Raw genomic sequence first — 26314 nt, forward strand, 5'->3', positions numbered from 1 at the left:
GTACCTTGCCTGGGCCAGAAGCAGGATATTCCCGCTATATGACCGAAGACTTTGCTGCCCTGCTCGACGAGACGCTGGGTGCCGACACCGGCTTCGCCGGCTCCGTCGTCACTGGCCGCGTCATCCGCGTCGATGACGACTATGCCGTTGTCGATGTCGGCCTCAAGAGCGAGGGCCGCGTCCCCCTGAAGGAATTCGCTCCTCAGGGTCAGAAGGCCGAAGTTCAGCCCGGCGACGTGATCGAGCTGTTCGTCGAGCGTTACGAGGACCGGGACGGCTCCATCGTCCTGTCCCGTGAGAAGGCTCGCCGCGAGGAAGCCTGGACCAACCTGGAGAAGGCGTTCAACGCGCAGCAGCGCGTCAACGGCGTCATCTTCGGCCGCGTGAAGGGTGGCTTCACCGTCGACCTCGGCGGCGCCGTGGCCTTCCTGCCCGGCTCCCAGGTCGATATCCGCCCCGTGCGCGATGTCGGTCCGCTGATGGGTTCCCCGCAGCCGTTCCAGATCCTGAAGATGGACCGCGCCCGCGGCAACATCGTGGTCTCGCGCCGCGCTGTGCTGGAAGAGACGCGCGCCGAGCAGCGCTCCGAGCTGATCCAGGGCCTCAAGGAAGGCATGATCCTGGACGGCGTGGTCAAGAACATCACCGACTACGGTGCGTTCGTCGACCTCGGCGGCGTGGACGGCCTGCTGCATGTCACCGACATCGCCTGGCGCCGCATCAACCACCCGTCCGAGGCCCTGACCATCGGTCAGCAGGTCCGCGTGCAGGTGATCCGCTTCAATTCCGAGACGCAGCGTATCTCGCTCGGCATGAAGCAGCTGATGTCCGACCCGTGGGAAGGCGTGGCGATCAAGTACCCGGTGGGTGCGAAGTTCTCCGGTCGCGTCACCAACATCACCGACTACGGCGCCTTCGTGGAGCTGGAGCCGGGCGTCGAGGGCCTGGTCCACGTCTCCGAGATGAGCTGGACCAAGAAGAACGTCCATCCGGGCAAGATCGTCGCCACTTCGCAGGAAGTCGACGTGCTGATCCTGGACGTGGACGAGCCGAAGCGCCGCATCAGCCTCGGCCTGAAGCAGGCCCAGGGCAACCCCTGGGAGCTGTTCCTGGAGGCCCATGGCCCGGGTTCGATCGTGGAGGGCGAGATCCGCAACATCACCGAGTTCGGTCTGTTCGTGGGTCTGGCTCCCGAGATCGACGGCATGGTCCACATGTCCGACCTGTCCTGGGATGTCGCCGGCGAGCAGGCGATGGCCGAGTACCAGAAGGGCCAGATCGTCAAGGCCAAGGTGCTGGACGTGGACGTCGAGAAGGAGCGCATCTCCCTCGGCATCAAGCAGCTTGAGGCCGATCCGGCCGCCGAGGTGCTGGACCGCGTCCGCAAGAACGACATCGTCACCTGCATCGTGACGAAGGTCGAGCAGAACGGCATCGAGGTGAAGGTCGACGACGTGCTGACGGGCTTCATCCGTCGCGCCGAGCTGGCCCGCGACCGTGGCGACCAGCGCCCCGACAAGTTCGCCATTGGCGAGAAGGTCGATGCGAAGGTGACCGCCGTGGACCGCGCCGCCCGCCGCCTGGCCCTGACCATCAAGGGCAAGGAAGTCGAGGAAGAGCGCGAGGCGATGAAGGAATACGGCACCACCGATTCCGGCGCCTCGCTGGGCGACATCCTGGGCGCGGCCATCCGCCGCCGCAACTCGATGGTCTCCGAGGACTGATCCAACCCCGCAAGGGATCGGATCGAAACGAAGCGCCCCGGGTGGTTCTCCACCCGGGGCGTTTTCATTTGTGCCCCAGCGTCCGGGGGCGCTGCCCCCAGGCCCCCGCCGGGGTGGAAAGCCCACCCTGGGCCCCGCTTCAGGTTTCTGGTTCTGCCTTGAAGAGCATATGGGCTGAAGCTGTGGTTGCCGGAGGTCCATGCCCGCCGGCACGACTCATCCGCCACCTGTGCCAGACAGATGGCGGGGTCTGGGGTGACACTGTCACCCCAGCAGGGTGGTCTGGAGGGGCGGCGCCCCTCCAGCACGCGTCCCGCTCTTGACCCCGCCTATCCCGACCCGTCATGGATGCGATCAGCATGAGCGCCTCCCTGCAATCCGATCTGCTGGTGGACCGACGGCGGCTGAAGCGGCAGCTTCTGGGCTGGCGTGTCGCCGCCGTGGCGCTGGGGGCGCTGGCGGCTTTCGTCGCCTTCCGGGGCGGTGCCGAAGGCCTGTCCGGCCGGGCGCATCTGGCCCGGCTGAAGGTCGAAGGCGCCATCACCGACGACCCCCGCGTGGCCGAGGCGCTGGATGCCGCCGCGCGCGACGCCTCGGTGAAGGGGCTGATCCTCTCCATCGACAGCCCGGGCGGCAGCGTGGGTGGCGGCGAATCGCTGCATGCCGCCGTGGCCCGCTTCCGGGAAAAGAAGCCGGTGGTGGCGGTGATGCGCGGCACCGCCGCTTCCGCCGCCTTCATGGCCGCCATGCCGGCCGAGCGCATTTTCGCGCGGGAAAGCACGGTCACCGGCTCCATCGGCGTGCTGATGCAGTCCTTCGATGTGTCGGAGCTGCTGGGGCATCTGGGCGTGCGGCCGGAAACCATCACCTCCGGCCCGCTGAAGGCGCAGCCCAGCCCCTTCCAGCCACTGTCACCGGAAGGGCGCACGGTGATGCAGGGCGTCATCTCCGACCTGCAGAACCAGTTCATGGGCATGGTGGCCAAGGGCCGGCACATGACGCTCGAAGAAGTGCGGCCGCTGGCCGACGGGCGGGTCTATACCGGCAGGCAGGCCCTGGCGCTGAAGCTGGTGGATGCCATCGGCGGCGAGGCCGAGGCACGGGCCTGGCTGGAGAGCGACAAGCAGATTCCGGCCACCACGCCGGTGCGGGACCTGGACCCGCGCGACCTTTCGGAACGCACCTTTGGCTTCGCCTTGCGTGGCCTTACGAAAAGCGTTGTATCAGAATGGCTTGCGGTTGACGGCGTGCGGGCCGTTTGGCAGCCTGGGCCCTGAAATTTGCGAACCCTGCCCCCCGAGGAGATCCGCGCGAGATGACGAAGTCCGAACTGATCGCGCAGTTGGCGGCGGCCAATCCGCATCTGCGCCAGCCGGATGTCGAATTGATCGTTGGCACGATCTTCGACGAGATCAGCGCCGCCCTGGCGCGCGGGGACCGGGTGGAGCTGCGCGGCTTCGGCGCCTTCTCCGCCAAGCAGCGCGACCCGCGCACCGGCCGCAACCCTCGCACCGGCGAAGCGGTTGAGGTGGCCAGCAAGGCGGTGCCTTATTTCAAGCCGGGCAAGGAACTGCGGGAGCGCGTCAATGGCGGCCCGCTGCAGGCCCCCCGGCGCACAACCGGCCGCGGCGCGGCGACGGCGGAGTAAGATTCAGTGCTGGCTTTGATCCTCGCCCTGCCGCTGCTGCTGGTGCTGGTGCTCTTCGCGGTCTCCAATACCGCGCCGGTGGAGCTGCAGTTCTGGCCCTTCGATGTCGCCTGGCAGGTGCCGCTGGCCGGCGCCGTGCTCGGCGCGGCGCTGCTGGCCTTCCTGCTCGGCGCCCTGCTGGCCTGGGGCAGCGGGCTGCGCCACCGCGCCGAGGCGCGCCGCATGCGCAATGCCGCCCGCCTGCTGGAAGCCGAGGTCGCCGAGCTGCGCGCGCAGCAGGCCGTGCCGGTGCCGAATACGGCCCCGCCGGGCACTGCTCTGGCCCCCGCGCCGCACCACGCGTAAAAGAGGCGGCATGAGTGCCGCCTCCATTCCTTCTCCCCTCTGGGCCAAACCGAACCGCTGCGGCGTCATCGCCGCGCTGGACACCCCGGACCCCGCCCGTGCCATGGGCTGGGCCGCGGCCGTCGCCCCGCATGTCGGGCTGGTGAAGGTGGGGCTGGAGCTGTTCTGCGCCGCCGGCCCCGCCGTGGTGCAGCAGATCGGCCAGCACCGCCCGGTCTTCCTGGACCTGAAGTTCCACGACATTCCGAATACCGTGGCCGGCGCCGTGCGCTCGGTCTGCGCCCACCCGCCCGCCATGCTGACCCTGCACGGCGGCGGCGGCGGCGCCATGATCGAGGCCGCGCGCCGTGCCGCCGAGGACAGTGCCGGTGCCCAGCGCCCCGCCATCCTGGCCGTGACGGTGCTGACCAGCTTCTCCGCCGCCGGCCTCGCCGAGACCGGCGTCTCCGGCGGTCCGGCGCAGCAGGTGCTGCGGCTGGCGCGGCTGGCGCTCTCCGCCGGGGCGGATGGGCTGGTCTGCTCCCCGCATGAAGTCTCGCGCCTGCGGGATGCCTTCGGCGATGCGCCGCTGCTGGTGGTGCCCGGCGTGCGCCCGGCCGGCAGCGATGCCGGCGACCAGGCCCGCGTCGCCACGCCGGAGGAGACCGCCGCCGCCGGCGCCGACTGGCTGGTGATCGGCCGCCCCATCACCGCCAGCGCCGACCCCGCCGCGGCCGCGGCCCGCATCGCGGCCACGCTATGACCGAGGTGAAGATCTGCGGCATCAACGATGCCGAGGCGCTGGACAGCGCCGCCCGCGCCGGGGCGCAGATGGTGGGCTTCGTCTTCTACCCGCCTTCCCCGCGCTCGGTGGTGCCGGCGCAGGCGGCGGGGCTGGCGGCGCGCCTGCCTTCCATCGTCACGCCGGTCGGGCTCTTCGTGGATGCGAGCGACGAGGCCATCGCGGCGGTGCTGGAGGAAGTGCCGCTGCGGCTGCTGCAACTGCATGGGCATGAAAGCCCGGAGCGCGCCGCCGCCATCCGCGACCGCTTCGGCCTGCCGGTGATGAAGGCCCTTGGCATTGCCGAGGAAGCCGATCTCGCGCTGTTGGATGCCTATGCCCCGGTGGTGGACCGCTTCCTGCTGGATGCCAAGCCACCGGCCGGCGCCAGCCTGCCCGGCGGTAATGCCGCCAGCTTCGATTGGAGGCTGCTGGCCGGCCGCGCCATCCCGCGCCCCTGGCTGCTGGCCGGCGGGCTGACGGCGGCTAATGTGGCCGATGCCATCCGCACCAGCGGCGCGCCAGGGGTCGATGTTTCCTCGGGCGTCGAGCGGGTGCGGGGGCTGAAGGACCCGGTGCTGGTGCGCGCCTTTGTGACGGCGGCGCTCTCGGCGGCCTGATTGCGGCGCGGGGCAGAGTCGCCCTACCCCCGGCCTGCTCCGCGCGCTACACACATCCCCCCGTACGGAGGGATGGATCTTGAATCAGCCATTGACCAATTCGCTCCGTCAGGGTCCCGATGCGCGTGGGCGCTTCGGCCAGTTCGGCGGCCGCTATGTGGCCGAGACCCTGATGCCCCTGCTGCTCGAATTGGAGCAGGCCTATGAAGCCGCGAAGAAAGATCCGGACTTCATGGCGGAATGGCGCTGGCTGCTGAAGGATTATGTCGGCCGCCCCAGCCCGCTCTGGCTGGCGAAGCGCCTGACGGAGCACCTCGGCGGCGCCAAGGTCTATTTCAAGCGCGAGGAGCTGAACCACACCGGCGCGCATAAGATCAATGCGGTGCTGGGGCAGATCCTGCTGGCCAAGCGCATGGGCCGCAGCCGCATCCTGGCCGAGACCGGCGCCGGGCAGCATGGCGTGGCCACGGCCACGGCCTGCGCGCTCTTTGGCCTGCAATGCGTCGTCTACATGGGCGCGACCGATGTCGAGCGGCAGGCGCCCAACGTCTTCCGCATGAAGCTGCTGGGGGCGGAGGTGGTGCCCGTCACCTCTGGCGCCGGCACGCTGAAGGACGCGATGAACGAGGCGCTGCGGGACTGGGTGGCGAATATCCAGGACACCTATTACTGCATCGGCACTGTCGCCGGCCCGCACCCCTATCCGCAGATGGTGCGGGACTTCCAGTGCGTGGTGGGCGAGGAAACCCGCGCCCAGATCCTGGAACAGGAAGGCCGGCTGCCTGATGCGCTGGTCTGCGCCGTGGGTGGCGGTTCCTCCGCCATGGGGCTGTTCCATCCCTTCCTGGATGATAAGGACGTCGCCCTCTGGGGCGTCGAGGCCGCCGGGCGCGGCATGGACACCAAGGAACACGCGGCCTCGCTTAACCGGGGCCGGCCGGGCGTGCTGCATGGCAACCTGACCTACCTGCTGCAGGACGAGAGCGGGCAGATCCAGGAAGCGCATTCCATCTCGGCCGGGCTGGACTACCCCGGCATCGGGCCGGAGCATTCCTGGCTGCACGAGACCGGCCGCGCCACCTATGTCGGCATCACCGATGACGAGGCGCTGGAAGCCTTCCAGCTCTGCTCGAAGCTGGAAGGCATCATCCCGGCGCTGGAATCCTCGCATGGGCTGGCGCAGGTGATGAAGCTCGCCCCCACCATGGGCAAGGACAAGATCATCGTCCTCAACCTGTCCGGGCGCGGCGACAAGGACATCTTCACCGTGGCGCACCACCTGGGGGTGAAGCTGTGAGCCAGACCATGACCAAGCCGGCGGCGCAGGCCGGCACGGGGCGCGGCCGCATCGCGGCCCGCTTCGCCAAGCTGAAGGCGGAAGGGCGCGGCGCGCTGATGCCCTTCCTGGAAGCCTGGGACCCGGACCGCGAGACCAGCATGGAAATCCTGCGCGGCATGCCCGGCGCGGGGGCCGACCTGATCGAGGTCGGCGTGCCCTTCACCGACCCCATGGCGGATGGACCCACCGTGCAGCTCGCCGGGCAGCGGGCGCTGAAGGCCGGCGGCAGCCTGGCCGGGGCGATCGGCATGGTGCGGGAATTCCGCGAGGCCGATGACGCCACGCCGGTGGTCCTGATGGGCTATTTCAACCCCATCATGTCCTATGGCGTCGAGCGCTTCTGCGCCGATGCCGCCGCCGCCGGGGTGGATGGGCTGATCGTGGTGGACCTGCCGCCGGAGGAGGCCGATGCCATGGACTCCGCCGCCACGCATGGCCTCGACATGATCCGGCTGGTGGCGCCCACCACCGATGACAAGCGGCTGCCCATGGTGCTGAACGGCATCAGCGGCTTCATCTACTACGTGGCTATCGCCGGCATCACCGGCACGCGCAGCGCAGAATCCTCTGCCCTGGCGGAAGCCATCCCGCGCCTGCGGAAACACACCGACCTGCCGATCGCCATCGGCTTCGGTGTCCGCACGCCGGCGCAGGCGGCGGAAGCGGCGCGCATCGCCGATGGCGCCGTGGTGGCCTCGGCGCTGATCGACACCCTGGCCAAGAGCCTGGACGACCAGGGTCGCGCCTCGCCGGATACGGTGAGCCGCGTGCTGGACCAGGTGCGCGACCTCGCCAAGGCCGTGCGCGCCGGCTGAGAACATCGGCGGGCTGGCAGCCCCCACGGCCGCCAACCCGCCGATTAAACGGATAAGTTGCAGCTTCCAGCAGGATCTTCGGCGACCTTGCCGTGAACCTTGCCGCCCCCGCCGCGTTTACCGCCAGCACATGGCAGGAAGGACACGGGCATGAGGGCGCTGGCCTGGCACGGGAAGGGCGATATCCGCTGCGACAATGTTTCCGATCCCAAGATCGAGGACGGACGGGACGCCATCATCAAGGTCACGTCCTGCGCCATCTGCGGCTCGGACCTGCATATCTTCGACGGCGTCATTCCCTCCATGCAGCATGGCGACGTGATCGGCCATGAGGCGATGGGCGAGGTTGTCGAGGTCGGGAAAGACAACAAGAAGCTGAAGGTCGGCGACCGCGTGGTGGTGCCCTTCACCATCTCCTGCGGCGAATGCTTCTTCTGCAAGAAGGGCTTCTTCTCCGGCTGCGAGCGTTCCAACCCCAACCGCGAGATGGCCTCCAAGCTCTGGGGCAATTCCCCTGCGGGGCTCTTCGGCTATTCGCATCTGCTGGGCGGCTTCGCCGGCGGGCAGGCGGAATACATGCGCGTGCCCTATGCCGATGTCGGCCCCATCAAGGTGCCGGACGGGCTGACGGATGAGCAGGTGCTGTTCCTGTCGGACATCTTCCCGACCGGCTACATGGCCGCCGATTACTGCAACCTGAAGGGCGGCGAGACCGTGGCCATCTGGGGCTGCGGCCCGGTGGGGCAATTCGCCATCCGCAGCGCCTTCATGCTGGGCGCCGAGCGCGTCATCGCCATCGACACGGTGCCGGAGCGCATGGCCATGGCGCGCGCGGCCGGCGCCATCGTGCTCGATTTCAAGGAAGAGGATGTCTACGACCGCATCATGGCGCTGACCAACGGGCGCGGTGCCGATGCCTGCATCGATGCGGTGGGCACCGAGGCCAGCGCCACCGGCAGCTTCGACTCCCTGGTGGACCGCGTGAAGGTCGCGACCTTCATGGGTACCGACCGGCCGCATGTGCTGCGCCAGGCTATCCATTGCTGCCGCAACTTCGGCACCGTCTCCATTGTCGGCGTCTATGGCGGCTTCCTGGACAAGATCCCGATGGGCTCGGCCATCAATCGCGGCCTGACCTTCCGCATGGCGCAGACGCCGGTGCAGCACTACCTGCCGATGCTGCTGGAGAAAGTCCAGAAGGGCGAGATCGACCCGTCCTTCGTCATCACCCATACCGCGCCGCTGGAACAGGGGCCGGAACTCTACAAGACCTTCCGCGACAAGAAGGATGGCTGCATCAAAGTTGTTCTGAAGCCCTGAGGCCGCCGGGAGGCGCGCCGCGCCTCCCCTCTGACAACCCCAGCAGGGAAGAGCCACACATGGACCAGACCCGTAGCTATGCCATCGTCACCGGCGCCTCCACCGGCATCGGCTTCGAACTGGCGCGGCGTGCCGCCGAGGAAGGCTTCGACCTGCTGATCGTGGCCGATGAGCCGGAGATCGAGCAGGCCGCCACGCAGCTTCGCCAGTCCGGCGCGGCGGTGGAGGCGCTGCAGGCCGACCTCGCCACCACCGAGGGCGTGGACAAGCTGATCGCCGCCACGAAGGGGCGCCCGGTGGATGCCCTGCTGGCCAATGCCGGGCGCGGCCTCGGCCATGCCTTCCTGGAGCAGGACTGGAACGAGATCCGCCGCGTCATCGACACCAATGTCACCGGCACGGTCTATCTGGTGCACAAGGTGGGGCAGATGATGCGTGCGCGTGGCCAGGGACGCATCCTGATCACCGGCTCCATCGCCGGCTTCATGCCGGGCAGCTTCCAGAACGTCTATAACGGCACCAAGGCCTTCCTGAATTCCTTCTCGCTGGGGCTGCGGGAGGAGCTGAAGGATACCGGTGTCACCGTCACCTGCCTGATGCCCGGCGCCACCGAGACGCCCTTCTTCGAGCGCGCGCATATGATGGACACGCCGGTGGGCGAGGCAAAGAAGGACGACCCCGCCATGGTCGCCCGCGTCGGCTTCGACGCCATGATGAAGGGCGAGGGCGACGTGGTCAGCGGCCTCAAGAACAAGGTGATGACTGCGGTTGCCAATGTGCTGCCCGCCGGCGTGACGGCCAAGGTGCATCGCGGCATGTCGGAGCCCAAGGGCGGGCAGCAGCACTGAAGGAGCCGGGCGCATGGTCGATACCACGCTGATCCGCGAGCATATGCCGGTGGTGGACTGCAACGGACAGCCCATCGGCACCGTGGACCATCTCGATGCCGGGCGGCTGAAGCTGACGCGGGACGAGCAGGGGCGGCACCATTACCTGCCGCTCTCCGAGGTCTCGATGGTGGATGAGGAGAAGATCACCGCCCAGCTCACCCGGGACGAGGCGCTGCGGCTGATGCAGGGCGGCGCGCAGGGCGAGCATACCGAGTCCTGAGCCGCCGCCAGCAAGGAAGGAAGACGAGATGCAGACCACGAAGCTTGCCCTGGCCCTGGGCCTTGGCCTGACCCTGGCCGGCGGCGCCCAGGCCCAGCCTGGCTCGGGCACGGCGCCCAATACCGGCGCCACCCAGGCCCCGGCGCCGCAGCCCAACCGGCCGCAATCCGATTCCCGTGTCGGGCAGTCGCCGCAGCCGCAGGCGGCCAATCTGCGGGACTATGCCAACCTGCTGAAGGAGGCGCAGCAGCGGCTGGAAACGGCAGTGGAGCGCAGCGGCAACGAGCCCGCCGCCAATGACCAGAAGGCGGTGACGCCGGCCTGGATGGATCTGAAGTCGGCGGCCCAGGCGGCCTATGACGCCGTGAACCGCGCGCCCCCGGCCATCCGCAACGACAACCTCTATGACCAGGGTTCGACGCAGATCCGCCAGAACCTCGGCGTCATCACCCAGTCCATGCAGCCGGAGAACGGGCGCGAGGCCGCCAAGCGGCTGCTGGACGACATGCGGAAATACACCGCCGAGGTGTCGCGCCGGGCGGAGGCCTCGCCCGGCTGACGGCAGGGCGGCTCAGCCGCCCGCCACCCCCTGCGCGTTCACATGCACGGCGTAGAGCGAGCGTGATGCCGCCATGAACAGCCGGTTGCGGTGCCGGCCGCCAAAGGCGACGTTGGCGCAGCGCTCCGGCAGGTCGATATGCCCCAGCGGCGTGCCGCCGGCATCAAAGACGCGCGCGCCGTCCCGCCCTTCTCCGCCCATGCCCCAGCCGCACCAGAGATTGCCCTCGGTATCGACGCGGAAGCCGTCCGGGGTATGGCCGGGCTCGGCCTGGATCAGCACGCGGGGGTTGGAGAGGCGCGCGCCGTCCACGTCATAGGCCAGGATCTGCCGCGGCTCCGCCCGGCTGGCCACGATGTAGAGGATGCGCTCGTCCGGCGAGAAGGCGAGGCCATTGGGGCCGGGGATGCCATCCGCCACCTTCGCCAGCCGGCCGCTCTGGCCGTCGATGCGCCAGACGGCGGGCGCGATCTCGGATTCCGCCATCTCCCCTTCCGTATAGCTGCTGATGCCGAAGGGCGGGTCGGTGAACCAGATGCCGCCGTCGGAGGCCACCACCACGTCATTGGGCGAATTCAGCCGCTTGCCCTCGAAGCTGTCGGCCAGCACGGTGATGCGGCCGTCGTATTCGGTGCGCGTCACGCGCCGTGTCAGATGCTCGCAGGTGACGAGGCGGCCCTGGCGGTCGCGGGTATTGCCATTGGCGTTGTTGGACGGCTTGCGGAAGGTGGTGACCGCGCCGGTTTCCTCATCCCAGCGCAGGATGCGGTTATTGGGGATATCCGACCACAGCAGCGCCCGCTGGTCGCCGAACCAGACCGGCCCCTCGCCCCACATGCAGCCGCCGGCCAGCTTCTGCACCGGGCTGTTCATCACCTGGAAGCGGTGGAAGGCCGGCTCGAAGGCGCGGAAGCGGATGTCGGGGTAGGTCGGGCTGGGCTGCCAGGGCGTTTCGTTCGCGATCTCTTGGGCCATCGGCGTTTCCTCTGCGCGGAACCGACCGCAGCTTGGCATGGCTGTTGCTCACAGGCGAATGCTGCAACGCAAAAAGAACAAACCTCCGCGAGCACTGGGCTGCCTATATCCCTCTTCGCAGGTGCAGCATCGTGCCGCATTCACAAGAACAGGGGCAAACCCATGTCTGAATTCCTTTTCCTCACTGTTGTCGCCGCCCTGGTTTCGGGCGGACTGTTCACCCGCTCCCTGCTGGAGCTGAACTGGCCGGGCGAGCTGCCTCGCATCGCCGGCGAGATGTAAGCTGCCTTTTCCGCCGCTCTCCTGAACTCCCAGGGCGGCGCCGGGCCATAGGGCCCTCATCACCTCCGCCACGGCCGGCCTTCCGGCGTGGCGCTGGCGGCGCATCCGGTGGCCACAGCATCGTGGCCTGCCCTGCGCTTGCTCCAAGACAATTCATGCTGGCTTTGGTGGGCGGCCGATCCGTGAGGCGCGCCCTGTTGCCGTGCCCGCGCGAAAGCTTTCGGGAAGCAGGCGTGCCCCAGCCTTCCGCAGGCCATCAGCGCCAGCGGAATCTCAGGCGCTTCCTCGCGAAACACAGATGGATTGTGGAGGTTGAGTATGGCTGCGCATCATGTCCGCGAAGTGTGGGCTTCGCAGATGCGCACGCCCGAGCGGCGCCCGGTCCAAGGGGGGGTGACCGGGCGCCTTCGGGGGGAATCATTCCTGTAAGGAATGGTCGGGCGAGCCGGTCTGGGGAGAACCTTGCCGCCTTACGGCAGACAATACGGTATCCACAAGAATCAGGAAGCCCAGTTCCGCGCAACTCAAAAACGTTTGATCGGAATGCTTCTAGCGTAGTTGTGGCTATTCCGCCGCAACAGCCGGAAGTTGCACCGCCTCCGCCGCGTTTTCTCGCCGCAGCGCCCTGTCGGCCGCCGCGGCACCGAAGACCTCGAAGAGGCGGCGGGAGAGTGCGTCGGTTTTCCAGTCGTATTCCGGGTGCCACTGCACCCCGAAAGCGAAGGCGTCGGTGCCCTGCACCCGGGCGGCTTCCACCGTGCCGTCCGGCGCCCAGGCTTCCGGCAGCAGCCGGGGAGCGGCGCGGCAGACACCCTGGTTATGCAGCGAATTCACCGGCACCGCCGCCGGGCTCCAGTCCAGCCCGGACCAGAAGCGCGCCAGCGTGCCATCCTCGGCCACGCGCACGGCATGCGCCTTGCCGGTGCGCACCTTGGGAAGCACCTGGTCCACCGGGGTGGAGTGGTCCATGCGGCCGGGCAGGTCCTGGATGCGCTGGTCCAGCGTGCCGCCCAGCGCCACGTTCAGTTCCTGAAAGCCGCGGCAGATGGCCAGCAGCGGCACGCCGGCCGCCAGGGCGGCGCGGATCAGCGGCAGGGTGGTGGCGTCGCGCTCCGCATCCTCGGGCGTGCCTTCCAGATGCGGCGGCCCCTGGTAGAGGAGTGGCTGCACATTGGAGCGGCTGCCCGTCAGCAGGATGCCATCCAGGCGCGGCAGCAGTTCCGCGACCACGGCCTCCCCGGCCGCGGGGATCAGGACGGGAACACCGCCGATCGGCCCCAGCACGACCCGGATGTAATGGTCCGAGGCGGCGTGGTTGGGCATGGCATTCGCACCGAATGCCTTGACGCAGCAGGAGATACCAATGAGCGGGCGCATGATGGGATGGTCGCGTCCGTGCATGGCGCAATCAAGGCAAAAGCGCGAAAATTTGTGAAAGGCTGGGGTGAGGCAGCCGCAGCCCTGCCCCGAATCAGCGCACCTGCGTCTCAAAGAAGCGCGGATCGTTGAAGGCGAAGACCAGCGGGTCGAAGCGGACGCCGGTCTGAATCTCGGTCAGCGTCACCCGCGTCTGCTGGCCCTGGGCATCGGTGACCACCCATTGGCGCAGCTCCATCGGGTCCTCGGCGAAGACCAGCACCAGGTTGCCCTCGGACGGCGCCTCGCGCCGCCGCATGCCGACGCGCAGCAGCCCGCCGACCCGCTCCAGTCCGATGATCTCGAGGTCGCCGGAGGTCAGGCTGATGCGCGGCCGCAGCAGGAAGCCCAGCGGCGTGGAGGAGACCGGCACGATGGAAGGCTGGTGCAGTTCCTTGTCGTAATGCAGGAACTGGCCGTTGGAGGCCACCAGCAGCAGCGGCTCCGGCGGGTCGTATTCGAAGCGCATGCGGCCGGGGCGCCAGATCATCGCCGTGCCCTCGGCGCTGCCGCCATGCTGCGAGATCTGCAGGAAGCGGGCCCGCAGCGTGGTCAGGCTGTTCAGATAGGCCTCTACCCTGCCCAGGATGGCGGCGCGGTTGCCGCCCGCCCCCTGGGCCAGCGCAGCAGCGGGAAGGAGCGGAAGCAGGGCGGAGGCGAGCAGCGTGCGTCGGAACATGATCAACCAGTTGGCGTGCCGGAGAGGCGGCGAAAAGGGGTCGGCGGCTTCACATCGGCCCTTCGGGGACCGCGCTGGCTGAAAGCGCCGGGAAGCGCCGGGGTTGCGGCAGCTGGTAATGCCACCATTCCAGCAGATAGGGCTCCCACCCCGCCGCCACCATCAGCCCCAGCAGCAGCGCCCGGTTGCGCTGGTCCGCCACCGGCACCGCCAGGCTGCCATGGGCGGAGGCCGCGTCCACCGCGTCGAAGCCGGTGCCCATCGGCAGCTCGGCGCCCGTGGCGGCATCGCAGAGCGTCAGGTCCACGGCCGCGCCGCGCGGGTGCACGCCGCCCAGCCGGGGGTCGGAAACGAAGCGCTTGTCCTCCACCGCGTGCCAGAGCGCCCATTGCGCCTCCATCGGGCGGAAGGCGTCGAAGATCTTCAGGCGCAGGCCGAGCGCGGCGGCGCGGTCGCGGGCGGCCAGCAGGCGCGCCCGCGCCTCGGGCAGCAGCATGGCCACTGGGCGGCGGTAGATGGGGGCGCCTGTCAGATTGTCTGGCGTGGCGTAGCGGATATCGAGGAGGAGGCCATCGGCCTCGGTGAGCGGCTGCAGCATGGCCGTAGAATGGCACGGCGCGGCGGGATTGACATCGGCCCCGCCCGGCCTAATGTCCCCGGAAGCTGAGAATGCTTTGCAATTGCACGGCCTCCCGGGTGGCCGGCGCCCTCCCGCACCACAGGAGCGTGGCCGCCCGCCCCGGCGCAGCAGGACAGGATGGAGACCCGCATGACCACTTCCCCGATCCGGCAGGGCCTGTCCCGCCGCCAGGCACTCGGCCTCTTCGCTGGCCTGCTGGCCGCCGCCAAGGCCAGCCCCGCGCTGGCGCAGGGCGCCGCCGGCACCCCCGCCGTGGTGCTGAGCGCCAAGGTCGGCAGCGGCCTTTATGAAATTGTGTTCAGCCGCACCACCGGGCTGGTGCATGTGGCCGCCGCCGGCACCCGCGGCAACAGCGAGAACGCCGGCATCCTGGCGCTGGACCCCAAGACCCTGGCGGTGCGCGGCACCATCGACCTGTCGGACGAGCCCGCCTTCGGCCTGGGGCTGAACGACCGCACCGGCATCCTCTACACCACCAATACCCGCTCCGGCTCCGTCTCGGCCATCGACCTCAAGAGCGGCAAGACCCTGGCCAAGCTGGCCAAGGGCGAGAAGGCGCATGTGCGCCAGGTGGTGGCGGATGAGGAAAAGAACCGCGCCTTCGTCTCCGTCCCCGGCTTCCGTGGCGAGGCCAGCGCCGTCTGGGTCATCGACGGCGCGAAGAACGAGATCGTGCAGGTCATCGAAGGCCTGAGCGAGGGCATCTCGGCCCTGACGCTGGATGCCGCCAACAACCGCCTCTTCGGCGCCAGCCTGGCGACCAACGAGGTGGTGGAGATCGGCCTGGCCGATGGCAAGGTCGCGCGCCGCTTCCCCGCCGGGGGCGAAAGCTCGATCAACATCGCCTATCAGCCCCGGGGCAATCGCCTGTTCGTCACCAACCAGAAGTCCGGCACCCTGACGGTGCTGGATGCCGCCAGCGGCAGCCTGGTGAAGAGCATCGAGACCGGCGCCGGCGCGCTGGGCGTGACCCTGGCGCCGAATGGCACGGTCTATGTCACCAACCGGGGCGCCGGCACCGTCTCCCTGGTCGATGGCGCCAAGCTGGAGGTGATCGCCAGCCTCGCCACCGGCACCCACCCGAACACGGTGGCGATCGACCGCGAGACCGGCACCGCCTATGTCAGCAACAAGGCCCGCATGGCTCCGCGCGGCCAGCCGCCGGTCGAGGACCCGAACGGCGACACCGTCAGCATCATCCGGGCCTGAAGCCACAGGGGCAGCGCTTATGGCCACCATGACCGAGCATCTTCCCGCCACCGCCGCGGTGGCGGAGGCCGCGCCCTTGCTGGCCTTTGTTTCCGCCGGCGGCGTGCTGCTCGGCCATGGGCAGGCGGCGGCGCTGCCGCGCGGCCCCGCCGCGACGCTGGGCGCGCGCGTGGGTGATTTCTTCCGCGCGGCGGGGCCGGAGGCGGTGCTGGCCGGCGCCCTGCCCTTCGCGCGGGAGGCGGCGGACTACCTGGTGCAGCCGCGCCGGATCTCCCGCGCCCTGCCCGCCGCGCCGGCCTGGGCGCCCGCGCGCTGGCGCCTGACGCATGAGCCGGACGCCGCCGGCTATGCCGCCACCGTGCAGCGCGCGCTGGACCTGATGGCCCGGCCGGGGGCGGAGCCGCTGACCAAGATCGTGCTTTCCCGCTCCCTGGTGGCGCGGGCGGAGCGCCCGATCGACCTCGGCGCCCTGCTGCCCCGGCTGGCCGCCGACCCGGCCGTGACCGCCTTCATCCTGCCGCTGCCCGATGCCGGCGGCGCCCCCCGCGTGCTGGCCGGCGCCACGCCCGAGCTGCTGCTGTCCAAGCAGGGCCGGCAGATCCGCTCCCACCCCCTGGCCGGCTCCGCCCGCCGGCAGGAAGATGCCACGGCGGATGCCAATGCCGCCGCCGCCCTCGCCCGCTCCGACAAGGACCGGCGGGAGCATGCCATCGTGGCCGATTTCATCCTCGACACCCTGGCCCCCTTCTGCCGCCGCCTCTCGGCGCCGCATGGCACCACGCTCTTCAAGACACGCAGCATGTGGCACCTCGGCACCGCCATCGAGGGCGAGCTGAAGGATGAGGGCATCTCCTCCGCCGAGCTGGCGGCGCTGCTGCACCCCACCCCCGCCGTCTGCGGCCTGCCGCGGGAGCGCGCGGCGCGGCTGATCGGCGAGATCGAGCCGCATGACCGGGGCTTCTATGCCGGGGCCGTGGGCTGGTGCGACGGCCGGGGCGACGGCGCCTGGCATGTCTCGATCCGTTGCGCGGAGATTGCGGGGGAGCAGGCGCGGCTTTATGCCGGTGCCGGCATCGTGCCCGGCTCCGACCCCTGGGCGGAAGCAGCCGAGACCGGTGCCAAATACGCGGCCCTGTTGGCCGCGCTCGGCATCGAGATGGAAGAGAAACGCCCGTGATCCCGCTGCGTCAGACCTGGCCCGAGGACTTCGCCCGCCGCTACCGCGAGAAGGGCTATTGGCGCGGCGAGACCTTTTCGGGCTTCCTGCGCCAGCGCGCCGCCGAGCACCCCGACGCCACCGCCATCGTGCAGGGCGAGCGCCGCTGGAGCTATGCCGAGCTGCTGGCCCGTGCCGAGGCCGCCGCCGCCGGCTACCTGAAGGCCGGGCTGAAGCCGGGCGACCGGGTGGTGGTGCAGCTGCCCAATATCGCGGAATTCTTCTCGGCCGTCTTCGGCCTGTTCCGCGCCGGCATGATCCCGCTCTACGCGCTGCCGGCGCACCGCATCACCGAGATCGCGCATTTCGCCCGCAAGTCCGAGGCCAGCGGCTATATCATCGCCGGCCGGTACGAGGGCTTCGACTACCGCGACCTCGCCCGCGCCCTGCGGGCCGAGGTGCCGGCGGTGCAGCACGTGATCGTGGCCGCCGACGACGCCGCCGAATTCACCCCCCTGGCGACCGAGGCCGATGCCAGCTTGGCCCTGCCGCCGGACCCGCCTTCCTCCGATGTCGCCTTCATCCAGATCTCCGGCGGCAGCACGGGACTGTCGAAGCTGATCCCGCGCACGCATGACGACTACATCTACAGCTTCCGCGCCAGCAACGAGATCTGCGGCGTGACGCCGGAGAGCGTCTTTCTCGTCGCCCTGCCCGCCGCCCACAACTTCCCCATGAGCTCCCCCGGGCATATGGGCGCGCTGCATGCGGGCGCGACCGTCGTTCTCAGCCCCTCCCCCAGCCCCGATGCCGCCTTCCCGCTGATTGCGAAGGAGAAGGTGACCATCACCGGGCTGGTGCCGCCGCTGGCGCTGCTCTGGATGCAGGCCGCGCCCGCCACGCCGCATGACATCTCCAGCCTGGAAGTGCTGCTGGTCGGCGGCGCCAAGTTCACGCCCGAGGTGGCGCGCCGCGTGCGCCCGACGCTGGGCTGCACGCTGCAACAGGTCTTCGGCATGGCGGAAGGGCTGGTGAACTACACCCGCCTGGACGATTCCGAGGAGATCATCACCACCTGCCAGGGCCGCCCCATCAGCCCGGATGACGAGGTGCTGGTGGTGGACGACCTCGGCAACCCGGCGCCGGAGGGCGAGCCCGGCTACCTGCTGGCGCGCGGGCCCTATACCATCCGCGGCTACCACAATGACGAGGCCGCCAACGCCCGCTCTTTTACCAGCGACGGCTTCTACCGCACCGGCGACATCGTGCGCCGCCTGCCCGGCGGCTATCTGGAAGTGCAGGGCCGCGCCGGCGACCACATCAACCGCGCCGGCGAGAAGATCTCCGCCGAGGAGATCGAGGACCACCTGCTGGCGCATCCCAGCGTCTTCGATGTCGCCATCGTCTCCATCCCTGACGAGTTCCTGGGCGAACGCTCCTGCGCCTTCGTCATCCCGCAGGGCGAGAAGCCGAAGGGCGCGGCGCTGAAGGCCTGGATGCGCACGCGCGGCATCGCCGAATTCAAGGTGCCGGACCAGATCGTCTTCGTGGAGCAATTCGCCACCACGGCGGCGGGCAAGGTGAGCCGCAAGGAGCTGCGCGCGCGGCTGCGGGCGGAATTCCTGGAGAAGCAAGACTGACGCAAAAAGGCTGGGGGAATGAATTTCCCCAGGCCCCCATCTTCTTTCTTCGAGTTAGGCACTGGCTTCACCGGCTGGCGGACCCGAAAAAGAAAGAAGGGGTTTCAGGGGAATTCATTCCCCTGACCTTTCTCTTGAAGGGTGTGTTTGCACGTGACTGCCAAGGGCCTCCCCACCATCGCTCCCTATGCCCTGCCGGGGGCCGACGAACTGCCCACGCCGCGCGCGCCCTGGACGGTGCAGCGGGACCGCGCGGCACTGCTGGTGCATGACATGCAGCAGTATTTCGTGCGCCCCTATCAGCGCGATGCCTCACCCATGCTGCCCGTGGTGCAGAACATCGCGCGGCTGATCGCCCATGCGCGTGCCGTCGGCATTCCGGTCTTCTACACGGCGCAGCATGGCAACCAGGACCGGCGGGACCGGGGCCTGCAGGCCGATCTCTGGGGCCCCGGCATGTCGGATGCGCCGGAGCACCAGCCGATCCTGCCGGAGCTGGCGCCGGAGCAGGGCGATTTCGTGCTGGTGAAGCACCGCTACAGCGCCTTCCAGCGCAGCAACCTGGAGACGCTGATGCGGGTGCGCGGGCGGGACCAGTTGGTCATCACCGGCATCTACGCGCATATCGGCTGCACCATGACGGCGGGCGAGGCCTTTCAGCGCGATATCGAGCCCTTCTTTGCCGCCGATGCCACGGCGGATTTTTCGCGTGAGAAGCACATGATGGCGCTGAACTACGTGGCCGGCACCTGCGCCGTGCCGATGACCACCGAACAGCTTCTGGCCGCCCTGTGATGCTGACCCGCGAGCGCATGCGCGCCGATATCGCCGCCATGATCCATGAGGACCCGGAGGAGATCGGGGGCGATGACAACCTGATCGACCTCGGCCTCGATTCCATGCGGGCGATGAACCTGCTGGTACGCTGGGCGGAGACGGGCCTCACGCTCGACTTCTCGGAATTCGCCGAGCGGCTGACGCTGGATGCCTGGTGGGCCATCGTGGACCGCGTGCAGCGCCAGGCATGAACGCGCCCTTCGCCATGGACCAGCGCACCAAGCCGCGCCCGCTGACCGAGGCGCAGGCCGGGCTGTGGTATGCGCAGCGGCTGGACCCGGCGAACCCGATCTTCAACACCGGCCAGTACCTGGACCTGCGCGGGCCGCTGGATCGCGAGGCCTTCCGCACCGCCGTGGATGCGGCGGTGGCCGAGGCCGATGTGCTGGCCATGTGCATCGAGGATGCCAGCGGCGTGCCGGCGCAGGGGGTGGAGGAAGCCCGCCGCCCCTGGCTGCAGGTGGTGGACCTTTCCGCAGAGGCGGAGCCGGAGCAGGCGGCGCTGGCCGCCATGGCGCGCGACATGGCCACGCCGGTAGACCCGGCGCGGCATCCGTTGGCCGCCGAGCGGCTCTTCATCCTCGGGGAGCGCCGGCACTTCTGGTACCAGCGGGCGCATCACCTGGCGCTGGATGCCTTCGGCACCGACCTGATCACCCGCCGCGTCGCCGGGCTTTATGCCGCGGCGCTGGGACAGGGCGTGGCGGGGCCGCCGCTGGCCGGGCTGGAGGCCGCGCTGGCGGAAGACGCCGCCTATCGCGCCGACCCGCGCCGCGAGAAAGACGCCGCTTACTGGCGCCAGGCCATGGAGGGCATGGCGGATGTGGTGGGCCTCGCCCCCGGCCATGCCATGACGAGCCGCCGCGCCATCCGCCACACGCAGGTGCTGGACGATGCGCTGGTGGAGGCCCTGCGCAGCGGCGCCGCCAACCATGGCACGCCCTGGCCGGACCTGCTGGCGGCGCTGGTGGGCGCCTATTGCCGCCGCTTCGCGGGCACGGAGGAAATCTCGATCGGCGTGGCCTTCATGGGCCGCCTCGGCAGCCCGGCGGCGCGGGTGCCCTGCACGCTGATGAACGTGCTGCCGCTGCGCCTGCGGCCGGATGAGGATGCGCCGCTGGCGGAATATCTGACGGATGCCTCCAGGGCGCTGCTGCGCGGCCGCCGCCATGGCCGCTACCGGGGCGAGCAGTTGCGGCGCGACCTGGGCCTGCTGGGCGCCGGACGCCGGCTGCACGGCGCCCTGGTGAACCTGCTGCCCTTCGACAGCGTGCCGGTCTTTCCCGGGCTGGAGGTGCGCCCGCAGGTGCTGGGCACCGGCCCGGTGGATGACATCACCCTCACCTTCCGTGGCGGCGCCGACGCCAGTGGGCTGCGGCTGGAGATCGAGGCCAATCCCGCCCTCTACAGCGCCGAGGACGTCGCGACCCATGCCACCCGCCTCGGCTGGTTCTGCCAAGCAGCGCTGCGGGCGGAGCGTCTGGCCGATGTGCCCGGCGCCACGCCGGACGAGGCGCGCTGGCAGGTGCAGGACCTGAATGCCACGGATCATCCGGTGCCGGAGACCACTCTGGCCGCGCTGATCGCCGCCAGGATGGCCGCGCATCCGGACGCGCCCGGGCTGGAATTCAACGGCACCGTCCTCTCCTATGCCGAATTGGATGCCCGCACCGCCGCCCTGGCCGCCGCGCTGCGCGCAGAGGGCGCGCGGCCGGGCGCCGTGGTCGCCGTGGCGCTGGAACGTTCGCTGGAGCTGGTCATCGCCCTGGTGGCGGTGCTGCGGGCCGGCGCGGCCTATCTGCCGCTGGACCCGGCGCACCCTGATGAACGGATCGCGCGCATCCTGAACAATGCCAGGCCGGTGCTGGCGCTTTCGGAACGTGACCTGCCCGGTGGCGCGCCGTTGCTGGCGCCACGTGACTGGCCGATGGAAGGCGCAGCCCCGGCCGATGGCCCCACACCCGGCGATGCCGCCTATGTGCTCTACACCTCCGGCTCCACCGGAGAGCCGAAGGGCGTGGTGATCGAGCACCGCGCCATCGTCAACCGGCTGGAATGGATGCGGCAGCACTACGGCTTCGGCCACGCCGACCGCATCCTGCAGAAGACACCGGCCACTTTCGATGTCTCCGTCTGGGAATTCTTCCTGTCCTTCATCAGCGGCGGCACGCTGGTGGTGGCGCCGCCCGGCGCGCACAAGGACCCGGTGGCGCTGGCGGCGCTGCTGCGGAATGCGCGCATCACCACGGCGCATTTCGTGCCTTCCATGCTCGCGGCCTTCCTGGCGGAACCGGCCTCGCGGGGCATCGCGCTGGCCCGCGTCTTCTGTTCCGGCGAGGAACTGACAGCGGAGTTGCGTGACCGCTTCCACGCCCGCGTCACCGCCGAGCTGCACAATCTCTACGGCCCCACCGAGGCCGCCGTGGATGTCAGCTTCTGGCCCGCCGCCACCAATGACCGCAGCCAGCCCGTGCCCATCGGCTTCCCGGTCTGGAACACGCAGCTTTACGTGCTGGACGAGGCGCTGCGGCCGGTGGCGCCGGGCATGGCGGGGCATCTCTTCATCGGCGGCGTGCAATTGGCGCGGGAATATCTCGGCCGGCCGGACCTGACGGAACGCGCCTTCATCCCCAGCCCCTTCCGGCCGGGCGAGCGGATGTACCGCACCGGCGACCTCGCGCGCCTGCGGGCGGATGGGGCGCTGGTCTTCCTCGGCCGCTCCGACCATCAGGTCAAGATCCGTGGCCAGCGCATCGAACTTGGCGAGATCGAGGCGGCGCTGGCCAGCTATCCGCATCTGCGCCAGGCGCGTGTGATCGCGCGGGAAGACCGCGCCGGTGACAAGCGCCTCGTGGCCTATGTCGTGCCGGCGGAGGGCTATGATGCCGCCACGCTGCGTGCTCATGCGGCGGCGCGGCTGCCGGATGGCTGGCTGCCTTCCGCCTATGTCGCCCTGGATGCGCTGCCGGTGAACAGCAGCGGCAAGCTGGACCGTGCCGCCCTGCCCGCGCCCGATTACGGCAGCGCCGGCGGCCGCGCCCCCGCCACGGAGGCCGAGCGCCGCGTCGGCGCCCTCTTCGCCGAAGCCCTGCAGGTGCCGCCGCCCGGCGCGGAGGATGATTTCTTCGCCCTCGGCGGCCATTCCCTGCTGGCGGTGGAGCTGATGCTGCGGGTGCGGGAAGAATTCGGCTGGGACCCCGGCCTGGGTGCGCTGTTCGAGCACCCGACGGTGGAGCGGCTTGCCGCGCTGCTGGAGGAAAAGCCTGTCAGCGACAGCGGACTTGGCCCGCTGGTGCGGCTGCAACAGGGCGATGACGCGCTGCCGCCGCTGTTCACCGTGCATCCGGCGGGTGGCATTTCCTGGTGCTATGGCGGGCTGGCGCGGGCGCTTTCTCCCCGCCGCACAGTCTATGGCCTGCAGGCGCCCGCGCTGGCGGAAGGCGTGCCGACGCCGGAGAGCCTGGAGGCGCTCGCCGCCGACTACGTGGAGCGTATCCGCGCCATCCGCCCCGGCGGGCCTTTCCACCTGCTGGGCTGGTCGGTGGGTGGCATCATCGCCCATGCCATGGCGGTGCGGCTGCGCGCCCTGGGCGAGACGGTGGGCCTGCTGGCCATGCTGGATTCCTACCCCAGCGACGTCTGGCGCGCCGAGCCGGAGCCGGACGAGAACGCGCCGCTGCGCGCCCTGCTCGCCATCGCCGGCCATGACCCGGACCGCCTGCCCGACCTGCCGCTGACGCGGGATGCCGTGGTGGGCTTCCTGCGGCAATCCGACAGCCCGCTGGGCCGGTTGCCGGAAGCGGCGCTGGATGGCGTGGTGCGGGTGGTGCGCGGCAACAACCGGCTGGTGCGGGCGCACCGGCACGGGCATTTCGACGGCACGGTGCTGCATTTCCGTGCCGCGCTGGACCATGCCGGGCGCGACCTTTCGCCCGCCATGTGGCAGCCTTATGCCACGGCGGTCTCGATCGTGGATATCCAGGCGCTGCATGCAGGCCTGACCGGCCCCGAGGCCACGGCACAGGTCGCGCCGGTGCTCTCCGCCTTTCTTTCAGCCCAGGACAAGGAATTCAGCTGATGCGACCGAGTGGCCTTTCCGGCAAGCGCGTGCTGGTGACGGGGGCGGCCGGCGGCATCGGCCAGGCGGTGCTGCGGGCGCTGCTGGAGGAAGGGATGCGCGTGGTCGCCACCGACCTCGACCCCGCCGCCATCCCCCCCGCCCCGAACCTGCGGGCGGAGCGGCTGGACGTGACCAGCAGCGCCGCCGTCGATGCCCTGGTGGCGCGCATCGAGGCCGAGGAAGGCCCGATCGACTGCGGCGTCAGCCTGGCCGGCATCCTGGCCACCGACACGGTGGCGCAGACCACGGATGAAAGCTGGCGCCGCGTCTTCGCCGTCAATACCGATGGCGTCTTCCACCTGGGCCGGGCGCTGGCGCGGGTGATGGGGCCGCGGGCAGCGGGCAGCATCGTGGTGGTCAGTTCCAACGCGGCGGGCGTGCCGCGCCATGCCATGGCGGCCTATGCGGCCTCCAAGGCCGCCACCACCATGTTCACCCGCTGCCTGGGGCTGGAACTGGCGCCGCAGGGCATTCGCTGCAACATCGTCGCCCCCGGCTCCACCCTGACGCCGATGCAGACCGGCATGTGGGCGGATGCGGATGGCGCCGCGCGGGTCATCGCCGGCTCGCCCGAAACCTATAAGGCCGGCATCCCGCTGCGGAAGCTGGCGACGCCGGAGGATATCGCGGATGCGGTGGCTTTCCTGCTCTCCGACCGCGCCGGGCATATCACCATGGCCGATCTCTACATCGATGGCGGCGCGACCCTGCGTGGCTGAGGCGCCGCCGCCCGTCACCCTGCCGGGCACGGAGGAACACATCCTCCAGGCGCCGGCCGGCGAATACCGGCTCTGGCTGTCCATTCCCCAGGCCCCGCCGCCGCCCGGCGGCTTCCCGGTGCTGTATCTGCTGGATGCCAATGCCAGCTTCGCGACCCTGACCGAGATCGCGCGCCAGGGCGCGGTGCGGGCGGGCGCCACCGGCATCGGCGCCGCGGTGGTGGCGGGCATCGCCTATCCGGGGGAAGCCCCCTACCACCGCGCCCGGCGCGGGCTGGACTATACTCCCGGCCCGCCGGCCGAGGAGGCGGTGCCCTACCCCACCGGCGGCCGCGATGCCTTTCTGGCTTTCCTGCGCGGTCCCGTGGCGGCGCGGGTGGCGGAACGCTGCGCGGTGGATGCGGGCCGGCGGGTGCTGATCGGCCATTCCCTGGCCGGCTTCTTCACGCTGGACGTGCTGGCACGCGACCCTGGCGCCTTCAGCGACTATGTCGCCATCAGCCCTTCCGTCTGGTGGAACCGGGCGCGGCTGGAGGAAGGGCTGGCGGCGCTGCGCTTCCCTGGCCGGGTGCCGCGCGTGGCGCTGGGTGTCGGCGAATGGGAACAGGGCTTGACGCCCTGGGAAGCGGCCTCTCCCGAAGCCGCCCGTACCGCCGAGCGGCGTGGCCGCCGCGCCATGGTGGATGGCGCGCGGCAGATGGCCGAGCGTGTCGCCGCCAGCGGCGCCGAGACGCGCTTCTGGTGCTTCCCGGAAGAGAACCACGGTTCCGTGCTTCCCGTGGCCCTGGGCCGCGCCCTGCGCTTCGTGCTCTCCGGCCACTGAAACTCGAAGAAAGAAGATGGGGGACCGGGGGAATTTCTTCCCCGGCCTTTCTGGTCACGCGGCGACCGCCACCCGCGCCTGCCGCTCCAGCGCCGCGCTCCAAAGCGTCAGGCCCAGCGCGGCGGCCACCAGCACCGCGCCCAACGCCGGCGTGGCGATCCCACCACCTCACCGCCAATCCAGGCGCTGAGGGCGATGCCCAGGTTGAAGGCGGCGATGTTGAGCGCTGAGGCCACGTCCACCGCGCCGGGCCGGTATCGCCGCGCTATCTGCACCACGTAGAGTTGCAGCCACGGCACGGTGATCAGCCCCGCGAGCGGCAGGGTGATGCCGAGATCCTGCGCCACGGTAGGCAGGAGGCCGACGGTGGCGAATTCGGCGGTGCCGATCGCATAGGCCGCAACCGTCAGGGCAAAGAGAGCAAGGGGCATGGGATGGCTCCAGGCCCGCCAGGGCGGCGGGCGCAGCCAGGTTTCAGACAGCTTGAGACCCAGATGCGCCTTGGAGCCGGGCAGCGGAGTAAGCTGCCCTGAACCAGGATTTATGAATGCAGTTCCTCAATCAGGCTGTGTCGCATGATGGCCATGAGGGTGTGGCGGGGGCCGGCCATGTCGCTGCCGCCTTGCCCGGCCCCGCAGCCATCTGCCCGCGCGAGCAAGGAGAGAAGGCCATGGAACAACGGCTGCACCGGCTGGATTTCAGAACTTCGGGGCGTGGATTACTGGAGGTGACGGCGCCCATCTGCCGCTGGGTCGCCGCGCAGGGTTTTGGGGATGGGCTGCTGACGGTCTGGTGCCGGCATACCTCGGCCTCGCTGCTGGTGCAGGAAAATGCCTCGCCCGAGGTACGCACGGATCTGGAGGATTTCTTCCGCCGGCTGGTGCCAGATGGCGGCGGCGGGCGCTACCGGCACGAGGACGAGGGGGCGGATGACATGCCGGCGCATCTGCGTACGGCGCTGACGCAGACGCAGCTTTCCATCCCGGTCCAGGGCGGGCAGCCGGTGCTGGGCACCTGGCAGGGCATTTATCTGTACGAGCATCGCACCGCGCCGCATCAACGGCAGCTGGTGCTGCATCTGCTGGGCGATCCCGCCGTCTGAGTCGCGAAAAGCCCCGGCAAGGCCTGGGATCTTGGCAAGGATTGGTGCCGATCGAGCCTGGGCATGGCCGTTACGGCATGGCTCCTGGCGAGCCGTGCTGATTTACGCGCCAGATTGCCCAGGCCACGCCAGAAGTTGTCGTCATGGATCATGAAGTTTCATGATTCTGTCGTCATCCGCCCGACAAACACTGGTTCTTGCCCAGGCCCTGCGGCAAGATGACCTTGCACTGCCCAAGGTCCTCTTTGAGAGAATGACCAGAATGATCAAGGTTGCTGTCCGGACTCTGGCTCTGCTGTTCATGTGGCAACTCGCGGCTTGCGCCACACAGCAGGTCAGTTCGTCGTTGGAAGACGAGGGCTTCAGTGCCTCCGCTTCCGATTACGCCAATGCCATCATGGCCGGCATGGAACGCGCCCGCGCGATGCGGGAGTTACGGCTGCAATCCTCGATCGCCCACTAATCTGATATCGGGG

General features: G+C 69.7%; 27 protein-coding genes. 22 read left to right on the forward strand and 5 right to left on the reverse strand.

From position 1 onward, the window contains the following. Positions 1-38 precede the first annotated feature (38 nt). The 12 genes from rpsA (at position 39) to EBE87_RS01320 (ending at position 10240) form a co-directional block, all read left to right on the forward strand. Complete coding sequence (rpsA, locus tag EBE87_RS01265; protein ID WP_120639354.1) at positions 39-1724, forward strand: 30S ribosomal protein S1; 1686 nt, start codon at positions 39-41, stop codon at positions 1722-1724. A 359-nt stretch (positions 1725-2083) separates the two neighbouring features. Continuing rightward, entirely contained in the window at positions 2084-3001 is a 918-nt protein-coding gene (sppA, locus tag EBE87_RS01270; RefSeq protein ID WP_233553307.1) for a signal peptide peptidase SppA, read from the forward strand. Between the two features lie 38 nt (positions 3002-3039). Then, the gene (gene ihfB / locus EBE87_RS01275; RefSeq protein ID WP_120639356.1) at positions 3040-3372 is read left to right on the forward strand and encodes an integration host factor subunit beta; all 333 of its coding nucleotides are present in this window, start codon (positions 3040-3042) and stop codon (positions 3370-3372) included. A 6-nt stretch (positions 3373-3378) separates the two neighbouring features. Further along, on the forward strand, positions 3379-3717 hold the full coding sequence (locus EBE87_RS01280; RefSeq protein ID WP_120639357.1) for a lipopolysaccharide assembly protein LapA domain-containing protein: 339 nt from the start codon (positions 3379-3381) through the stop codon (positions 3715-3717). Positions 3718-3727: 10 nt separating this feature from the next. Continuing rightward, complete coding sequence (gene pyrF, locus EBE87_RS01285; RefSeq protein WP_120639358.1) at positions 3728-4459, forward strand: orotidine-5'-phosphate decarboxylase; 732 nt, start codon at positions 3728-3730, stop codon at positions 4457-4459. Continuing rightward, positions 4456-5097 (forward strand): phosphoribosylanthranilate isomerase, encoded by a 642-nt coding sequence (locus tag EBE87_RS01290; protein ID WP_120639359.1) that lies wholly within the window; start codon positions 4456-4458, stop codon positions 5095-5097. The genes pyrF and EBE87_RS01290 overlap by 4 nt, the downstream gene beginning before the upstream one ends. Positions 5098-5176: 79 nt before the next feature. Next, on the forward strand, positions 5177-6394 hold the full coding sequence (gene trpB / locus EBE87_RS01295) for a tryptophan synthase subunit beta (RefSeq protein WP_120639360.1): 1218 nt from the start codon (positions 5177-5179) through the stop codon (positions 6392-6394). 8 nt (positions 6395-6402) lie between these two features. After that, entirely contained in the window at positions 6403-7251 is an 849-nt protein-coding gene (trpA, locus tag EBE87_RS01300) for a tryptophan synthase subunit alpha (RefSeq protein ID WP_120639369.1), read from the forward strand. A gap of 150 nt (positions 7252-7401) precedes the next feature. After that, positions 7402-8571 carry a zinc-dependent alcohol dehydrogenase gene (locus EBE87_RS01305; RefSeq protein WP_120639361.1) on the forward strand — a complete coding sequence of 390 codons (1170 nt, stop codon included), beginning with the start codon at positions 7402-7404 and terminating at the stop codon, positions 8569-8571. Between the two features lie 59 nt (positions 8572-8630). After that, positions 8631-9419 carry an SDR family NAD(P)-dependent oxidoreductase gene (locus EBE87_RS01310; RefSeq protein WP_120639362.1) on the forward strand — a complete coding sequence of 263 codons (789 nt, stop codon included), beginning with the start codon at positions 8631-8633 and terminating at the stop codon, positions 9417-9419. A 13-nt stretch (positions 9420-9432) separates the two neighbouring features. Further along, positions 9433-9681 carry a DUF2171 domain-containing protein gene (locus EBE87_RS01315; protein ID WP_120639363.1) on the forward strand — a complete coding sequence of 83 codons (249 nt, stop codon included), beginning with the start codon at positions 9433-9435 and terminating at the stop codon, positions 9679-9681. Positions 9682-9709: 28 nt separating this feature from the next. Next, a complete protein-coding gene (locus tag EBE87_RS01320; protein ID WP_120639364.1) occupies positions 9710-10240 on the forward strand; it encodes a hypothetical protein in 531 nt (176 codons plus the stop codon). Positions 10241-10252: 12 nt separating this feature from the next. Here the strand turns inward: EBE87_RS01320 and EBE87_RS01325 are convergent, their stop codons facing one another. The 4 genes from EBE87_RS01325 to ddpX all read right to left on the reverse strand — a co-directional run bounded on the left by EBE87_RS01325 (position 10253) and on the right by ddpX (position 14190). Then, positions 10253-11215: an SMP-30/gluconolactonase/LRE family protein gene (locus EBE87_RS01325; protein ID WP_120639365.1), complete on the reverse strand. Its 963-nt coding sequence runs from the start codon at positions 11213-11215 to the stop codon at positions 10253-10255. An 846-nt stretch (positions 11216-12061) separates the two neighbouring features. Continuing rightward, positions 12062-12874 (reverse strand): gamma-glutamyl-gamma-aminobutyrate hydrolase family protein, encoded by an 813-nt coding sequence (locus tag EBE87_RS01330; RefSeq protein ID WP_120639370.1) that lies wholly within the window; start codon positions 12872-12874, stop codon positions 12062-12064. A 94-nt stretch (positions 12875-12968) separates the two neighbouring features. Then, the gene (locus EBE87_RS01335; RefSeq protein ID WP_120639371.1) at positions 12969-13592 is read right to left on the reverse strand and encodes a LolA family protein; all 624 of its coding nucleotides are present in this window, start codon (positions 13590-13592) and stop codon (positions 12969-12971) included. A gap of 49 nt (positions 13593-13641) precedes the next feature. After that, positions 13642-14190 (reverse strand): D-alanyl-D-alanine dipeptidase, encoded by a 549-nt coding sequence (gene ddpX / locus EBE87_RS01340; RefSeq protein ID WP_120639366.1) that lies wholly within the window; start codon positions 14188-14190, stop codon positions 13642-13644. 171 nt (positions 14191-14361) lie between these two features. On the opposite strand from ddpX, the gene EBE87_RS01345 reads away from it, so the two are divergent. The 8 genes from EBE87_RS01345 (at position 14362) to EBE87_RS01380 (ending at position 24736) form a co-directional block, all read left to right on the forward strand. Beyond that, complete coding sequence (locus EBE87_RS01345; protein WP_233553308.1) at positions 14362-15441, forward strand: YncE family protein; 1080 nt, start codon at positions 14362-14364, stop codon at positions 15439-15441. 19 nt (positions 15442-15460) lie between these two features. Then, entirely contained in the window at positions 15461-16618 is a 1158-nt protein-coding gene (locus EBE87_RS01350; RefSeq protein ID WP_199726481.1) for an isochorismate synthase, read from the forward strand. After that, positions 16615-18237 (forward strand): (2,3-dihydroxybenzoyl)adenylate synthase, encoded by a 1623-nt coding sequence (locus EBE87_RS01355; RefSeq protein WP_120638984.1) that lies wholly within the window; start codon positions 16615-16617, stop codon positions 18235-18237. The genes EBE87_RS01350 and EBE87_RS01355 overlap by 4 nt, the downstream gene beginning before the upstream one ends. A 153-nt stretch (positions 18238-18390) precedes the next feature. After that, the gene (locus EBE87_RS01360) at positions 18391-19032 is read left to right on the forward strand and encodes an isochorismatase family protein (RefSeq protein ID WP_120638988.1); all 642 of its coding nucleotides are present in this window, start codon (positions 18391-18393) and stop codon (positions 19030-19032) included. Next, the gene (locus tag EBE87_RS01365) at positions 19032-19265 is read left to right on the forward strand and encodes a phosphopantetheine-binding protein (RefSeq protein WP_120638983.1); all 234 of its coding nucleotides are present in this window, start codon (positions 19032-19034) and stop codon (positions 19263-19265) included. Before EBE87_RS01360 ends, EBE87_RS01365 begins: the two co-directional genes overlap by 1 nt. Next, complete coding sequence (locus EBE87_RS01370) at positions 19262-23152, forward strand: non-ribosomal peptide synthetase (RefSeq protein ID WP_120638982.1); 3891 nt, start codon at positions 19262-19264, stop codon at positions 23150-23152. The genes EBE87_RS01365 and EBE87_RS01370 overlap by 4 nt, the downstream gene beginning before the upstream one ends. Next, a complete protein-coding gene (locus EBE87_RS01375) occupies positions 23152-23913 on the forward strand; it encodes a 2,3-dihydro-2,3-dihydroxybenzoate dehydrogenase (protein ID WP_120638981.1) in 762 nt (253 codons plus the stop codon). Before EBE87_RS01370 ends, EBE87_RS01375 begins: the two co-directional genes overlap by 1 nt. Further along, complete coding sequence (locus tag EBE87_RS01380; protein WP_233553273.1) at positions 23906-24736, forward strand: alpha/beta hydrolase; 831 nt, start codon at positions 23906-23908, stop codon at positions 24734-24736. Before EBE87_RS01375 ends, EBE87_RS01380 begins: the two co-directional genes overlap by 8 nt. A gap of 107 nt (positions 24737-24843) precedes the next feature. On the opposite strand, the gene EBE87_RS29335 is transcribed toward EBE87_RS01380, so the two are convergent. Then, on the reverse strand, positions 24844-25167 hold the full coding sequence (locus EBE87_RS29335) for an MFS transporter (protein WP_199707481.1): 324 nt from the start codon (positions 25165-25167) through the stop codon (positions 24844-24846). Positions 25168-25406: 239 nt separating this feature from the next. Between EBE87_RS29335 and EBE87_RS01390 the strand changes: the two genes are divergently transcribed. Then, entirely contained in the window at positions 25407-25838 is a 432-nt protein-coding gene (locus tag EBE87_RS01390; RefSeq protein WP_120638987.1) for a secondary thiamine-phosphate synthase enzyme YjbQ, read from the forward strand. Positions 25839-25998: 160 nt separating this feature from the next. Further along, entirely contained in the window at positions 25999-26301 is a 303-nt protein-coding gene (locus EBE87_RS01395; RefSeq protein WP_120638979.1) for a hypothetical protein, read from the forward strand. Positions 26302-26314: the final 13 nt, after the last annotated feature.

It is taken from the genome of Teichococcus wenyumeiae, from assembly GCF_003696345.1.
Classification (GTDB): domain Bacteria; phylum Pseudomonadota; class Alphaproteobacteria; order Acetobacterales; family Acetobacteraceae; genus Pseudoroseomonas; species Pseudoroseomonas wenyumeiae.

Excerpts from the sequence above, each read along its gene's own strand:
- EBE87_RS01290 (WP_120639359.1), top strand. The coding sequence starts at position 4,456 with ATGACCGAGGTGAAGATCTGCGGCATCAACGATGCCGAGGCGCTGGAC.
- sppA (WP_233553307.1), top strand. The coding sequence starts at position 2,084 with ATGAGCGCCTCCCTGCAATCCGATCTGCTGGTGGACCGACGGCGGCTG.
- EBE87_RS01325 (WP_120639365.1), bottom strand. The coding sequence starts at position 11,215 with ATGGCCCAAGAGATCGCGAACGAAACGCCCTGGCAGCCCAGCCCGACC.
- rpsA (WP_120639354.1), top strand. The coding sequence starts at position 39 with ATGACCGAAGACTTTGCTGCCCTGCTCGACGAGACGCTGGGTGCCGAC.
- ddpX (WP_120639366.1), bottom strand. The coding sequence starts at position 14,190 with ATGCTGCAGCCGCTCACCGAGGCCGATGGCCTCCTCCTCGATATCCGC.
- EBE87_RS01390 (WP_120638987.1), top strand. The coding sequence starts at position 25,407 with ATGGAACAACGGCTGCACCGGCTGGATTTCAGAACTTCGGGGCGTGGA.
- EBE87_RS01375 (WP_120638981.1), top strand. The coding sequence starts at position 23,152 with ATGCGACCGAGTGGCCTTTCCGGCAAGCGCGTGCTGGTGACGGGGGCG.
- EBE87_RS01305 (WP_120639361.1), top strand. The coding sequence starts at position 7,402 with ATGAGGGCGCTGGCCTGGCACGGGAAGGGCGATATCCGCTGCGACAAT.
- EBE87_RS01345 (WP_233553308.1), top strand. The coding sequence starts at position 14,362 with ATGACCACTTCCCCGATCCGGCAGGGCCTGTCCCGCCGCCAGGCACTC.
- EBE87_RS29335 (WP_199707481.1), bottom strand. The coding sequence starts at position 25,167 with ATGCCCCTTGCTCTCTTTGCCCTGACGGTTGCGGCCTATGCGATCGGC.
- EBE87_RS01335 (WP_120639371.1), bottom strand. The coding sequence starts at position 13,592 with ATGTTCCGACGCACGCTGCTCGCCTCCGCCCTGCTTCCGCTCCTTCCC.
- EBE87_RS01315 (WP_120639363.1), top strand. The coding sequence starts at position 9,433 with ATGGTCGATACCACGCTGATCCGCGAGCATATGCCGGTGGTGGACTGC.
- EBE87_RS01330 (WP_120639370.1), bottom strand. The coding sequence starts at position 12,874 with ATGCGCCCGCTCATTGGTATCTCCTGCTGCGTCAAGGCATTCGGTGCG.
- EBE87_RS01350 (WP_199726481.1), top strand. The coding sequence starts at position 15,461 with ATGGCCACCATGACCGAGCATCTTCCCGCCACCGCCGCGGTGGCGGAG.
- trpA (WP_120639369.1), top strand. The coding sequence starts at position 6,403 with ATGACCAAGCCGGCGGCGCAGGCCGGCACGGGGCGCGGCCGCATCGCG.
- pyrF (WP_120639358.1), top strand. The coding sequence starts at position 3,728 with ATGAGTGCCGCCTCCATTCCTTCTCCCCTCTGGGCCAAACCGAACCGC.
- ihfB (WP_120639356.1), top strand. The coding sequence starts at position 3,040 with ATGACGAAGTCCGAACTGATCGCGCAGTTGGCGGCGGCCAATCCGCAT.
- EBE87_RS01365 (WP_120638983.1), top strand. The coding sequence starts at position 19,032 with ATGCTGACCCGCGAGCGCATGCGCGCCGATATCGCCGCCATGATCCAT.
- EBE87_RS01370 (WP_120638982.1), top strand. The coding sequence starts at position 19,262 with ATGAACGCGCCCTTCGCCATGGACCAGCGCACCAAGCCGCGCCCGCTG.
- EBE87_RS01310 (WP_120639362.1), top strand. The coding sequence starts at position 8,631 with ATGGACCAGACCCGTAGCTATGCCATCGTCACCGGCGCCTCCACCGGC.
- EBE87_RS01395 (WP_120638979.1), top strand. The coding sequence starts at position 25,999 with ATGATTCTGTCGTCATCCGCCCGACAAACACTGGTTCTTGCCCAGGCC.
- EBE87_RS01320 (WP_120639364.1), top strand. The coding sequence starts at position 9,710 with ATGCAGACCACGAAGCTTGCCCTGGCCCTGGGCCTTGGCCTGACCCTG.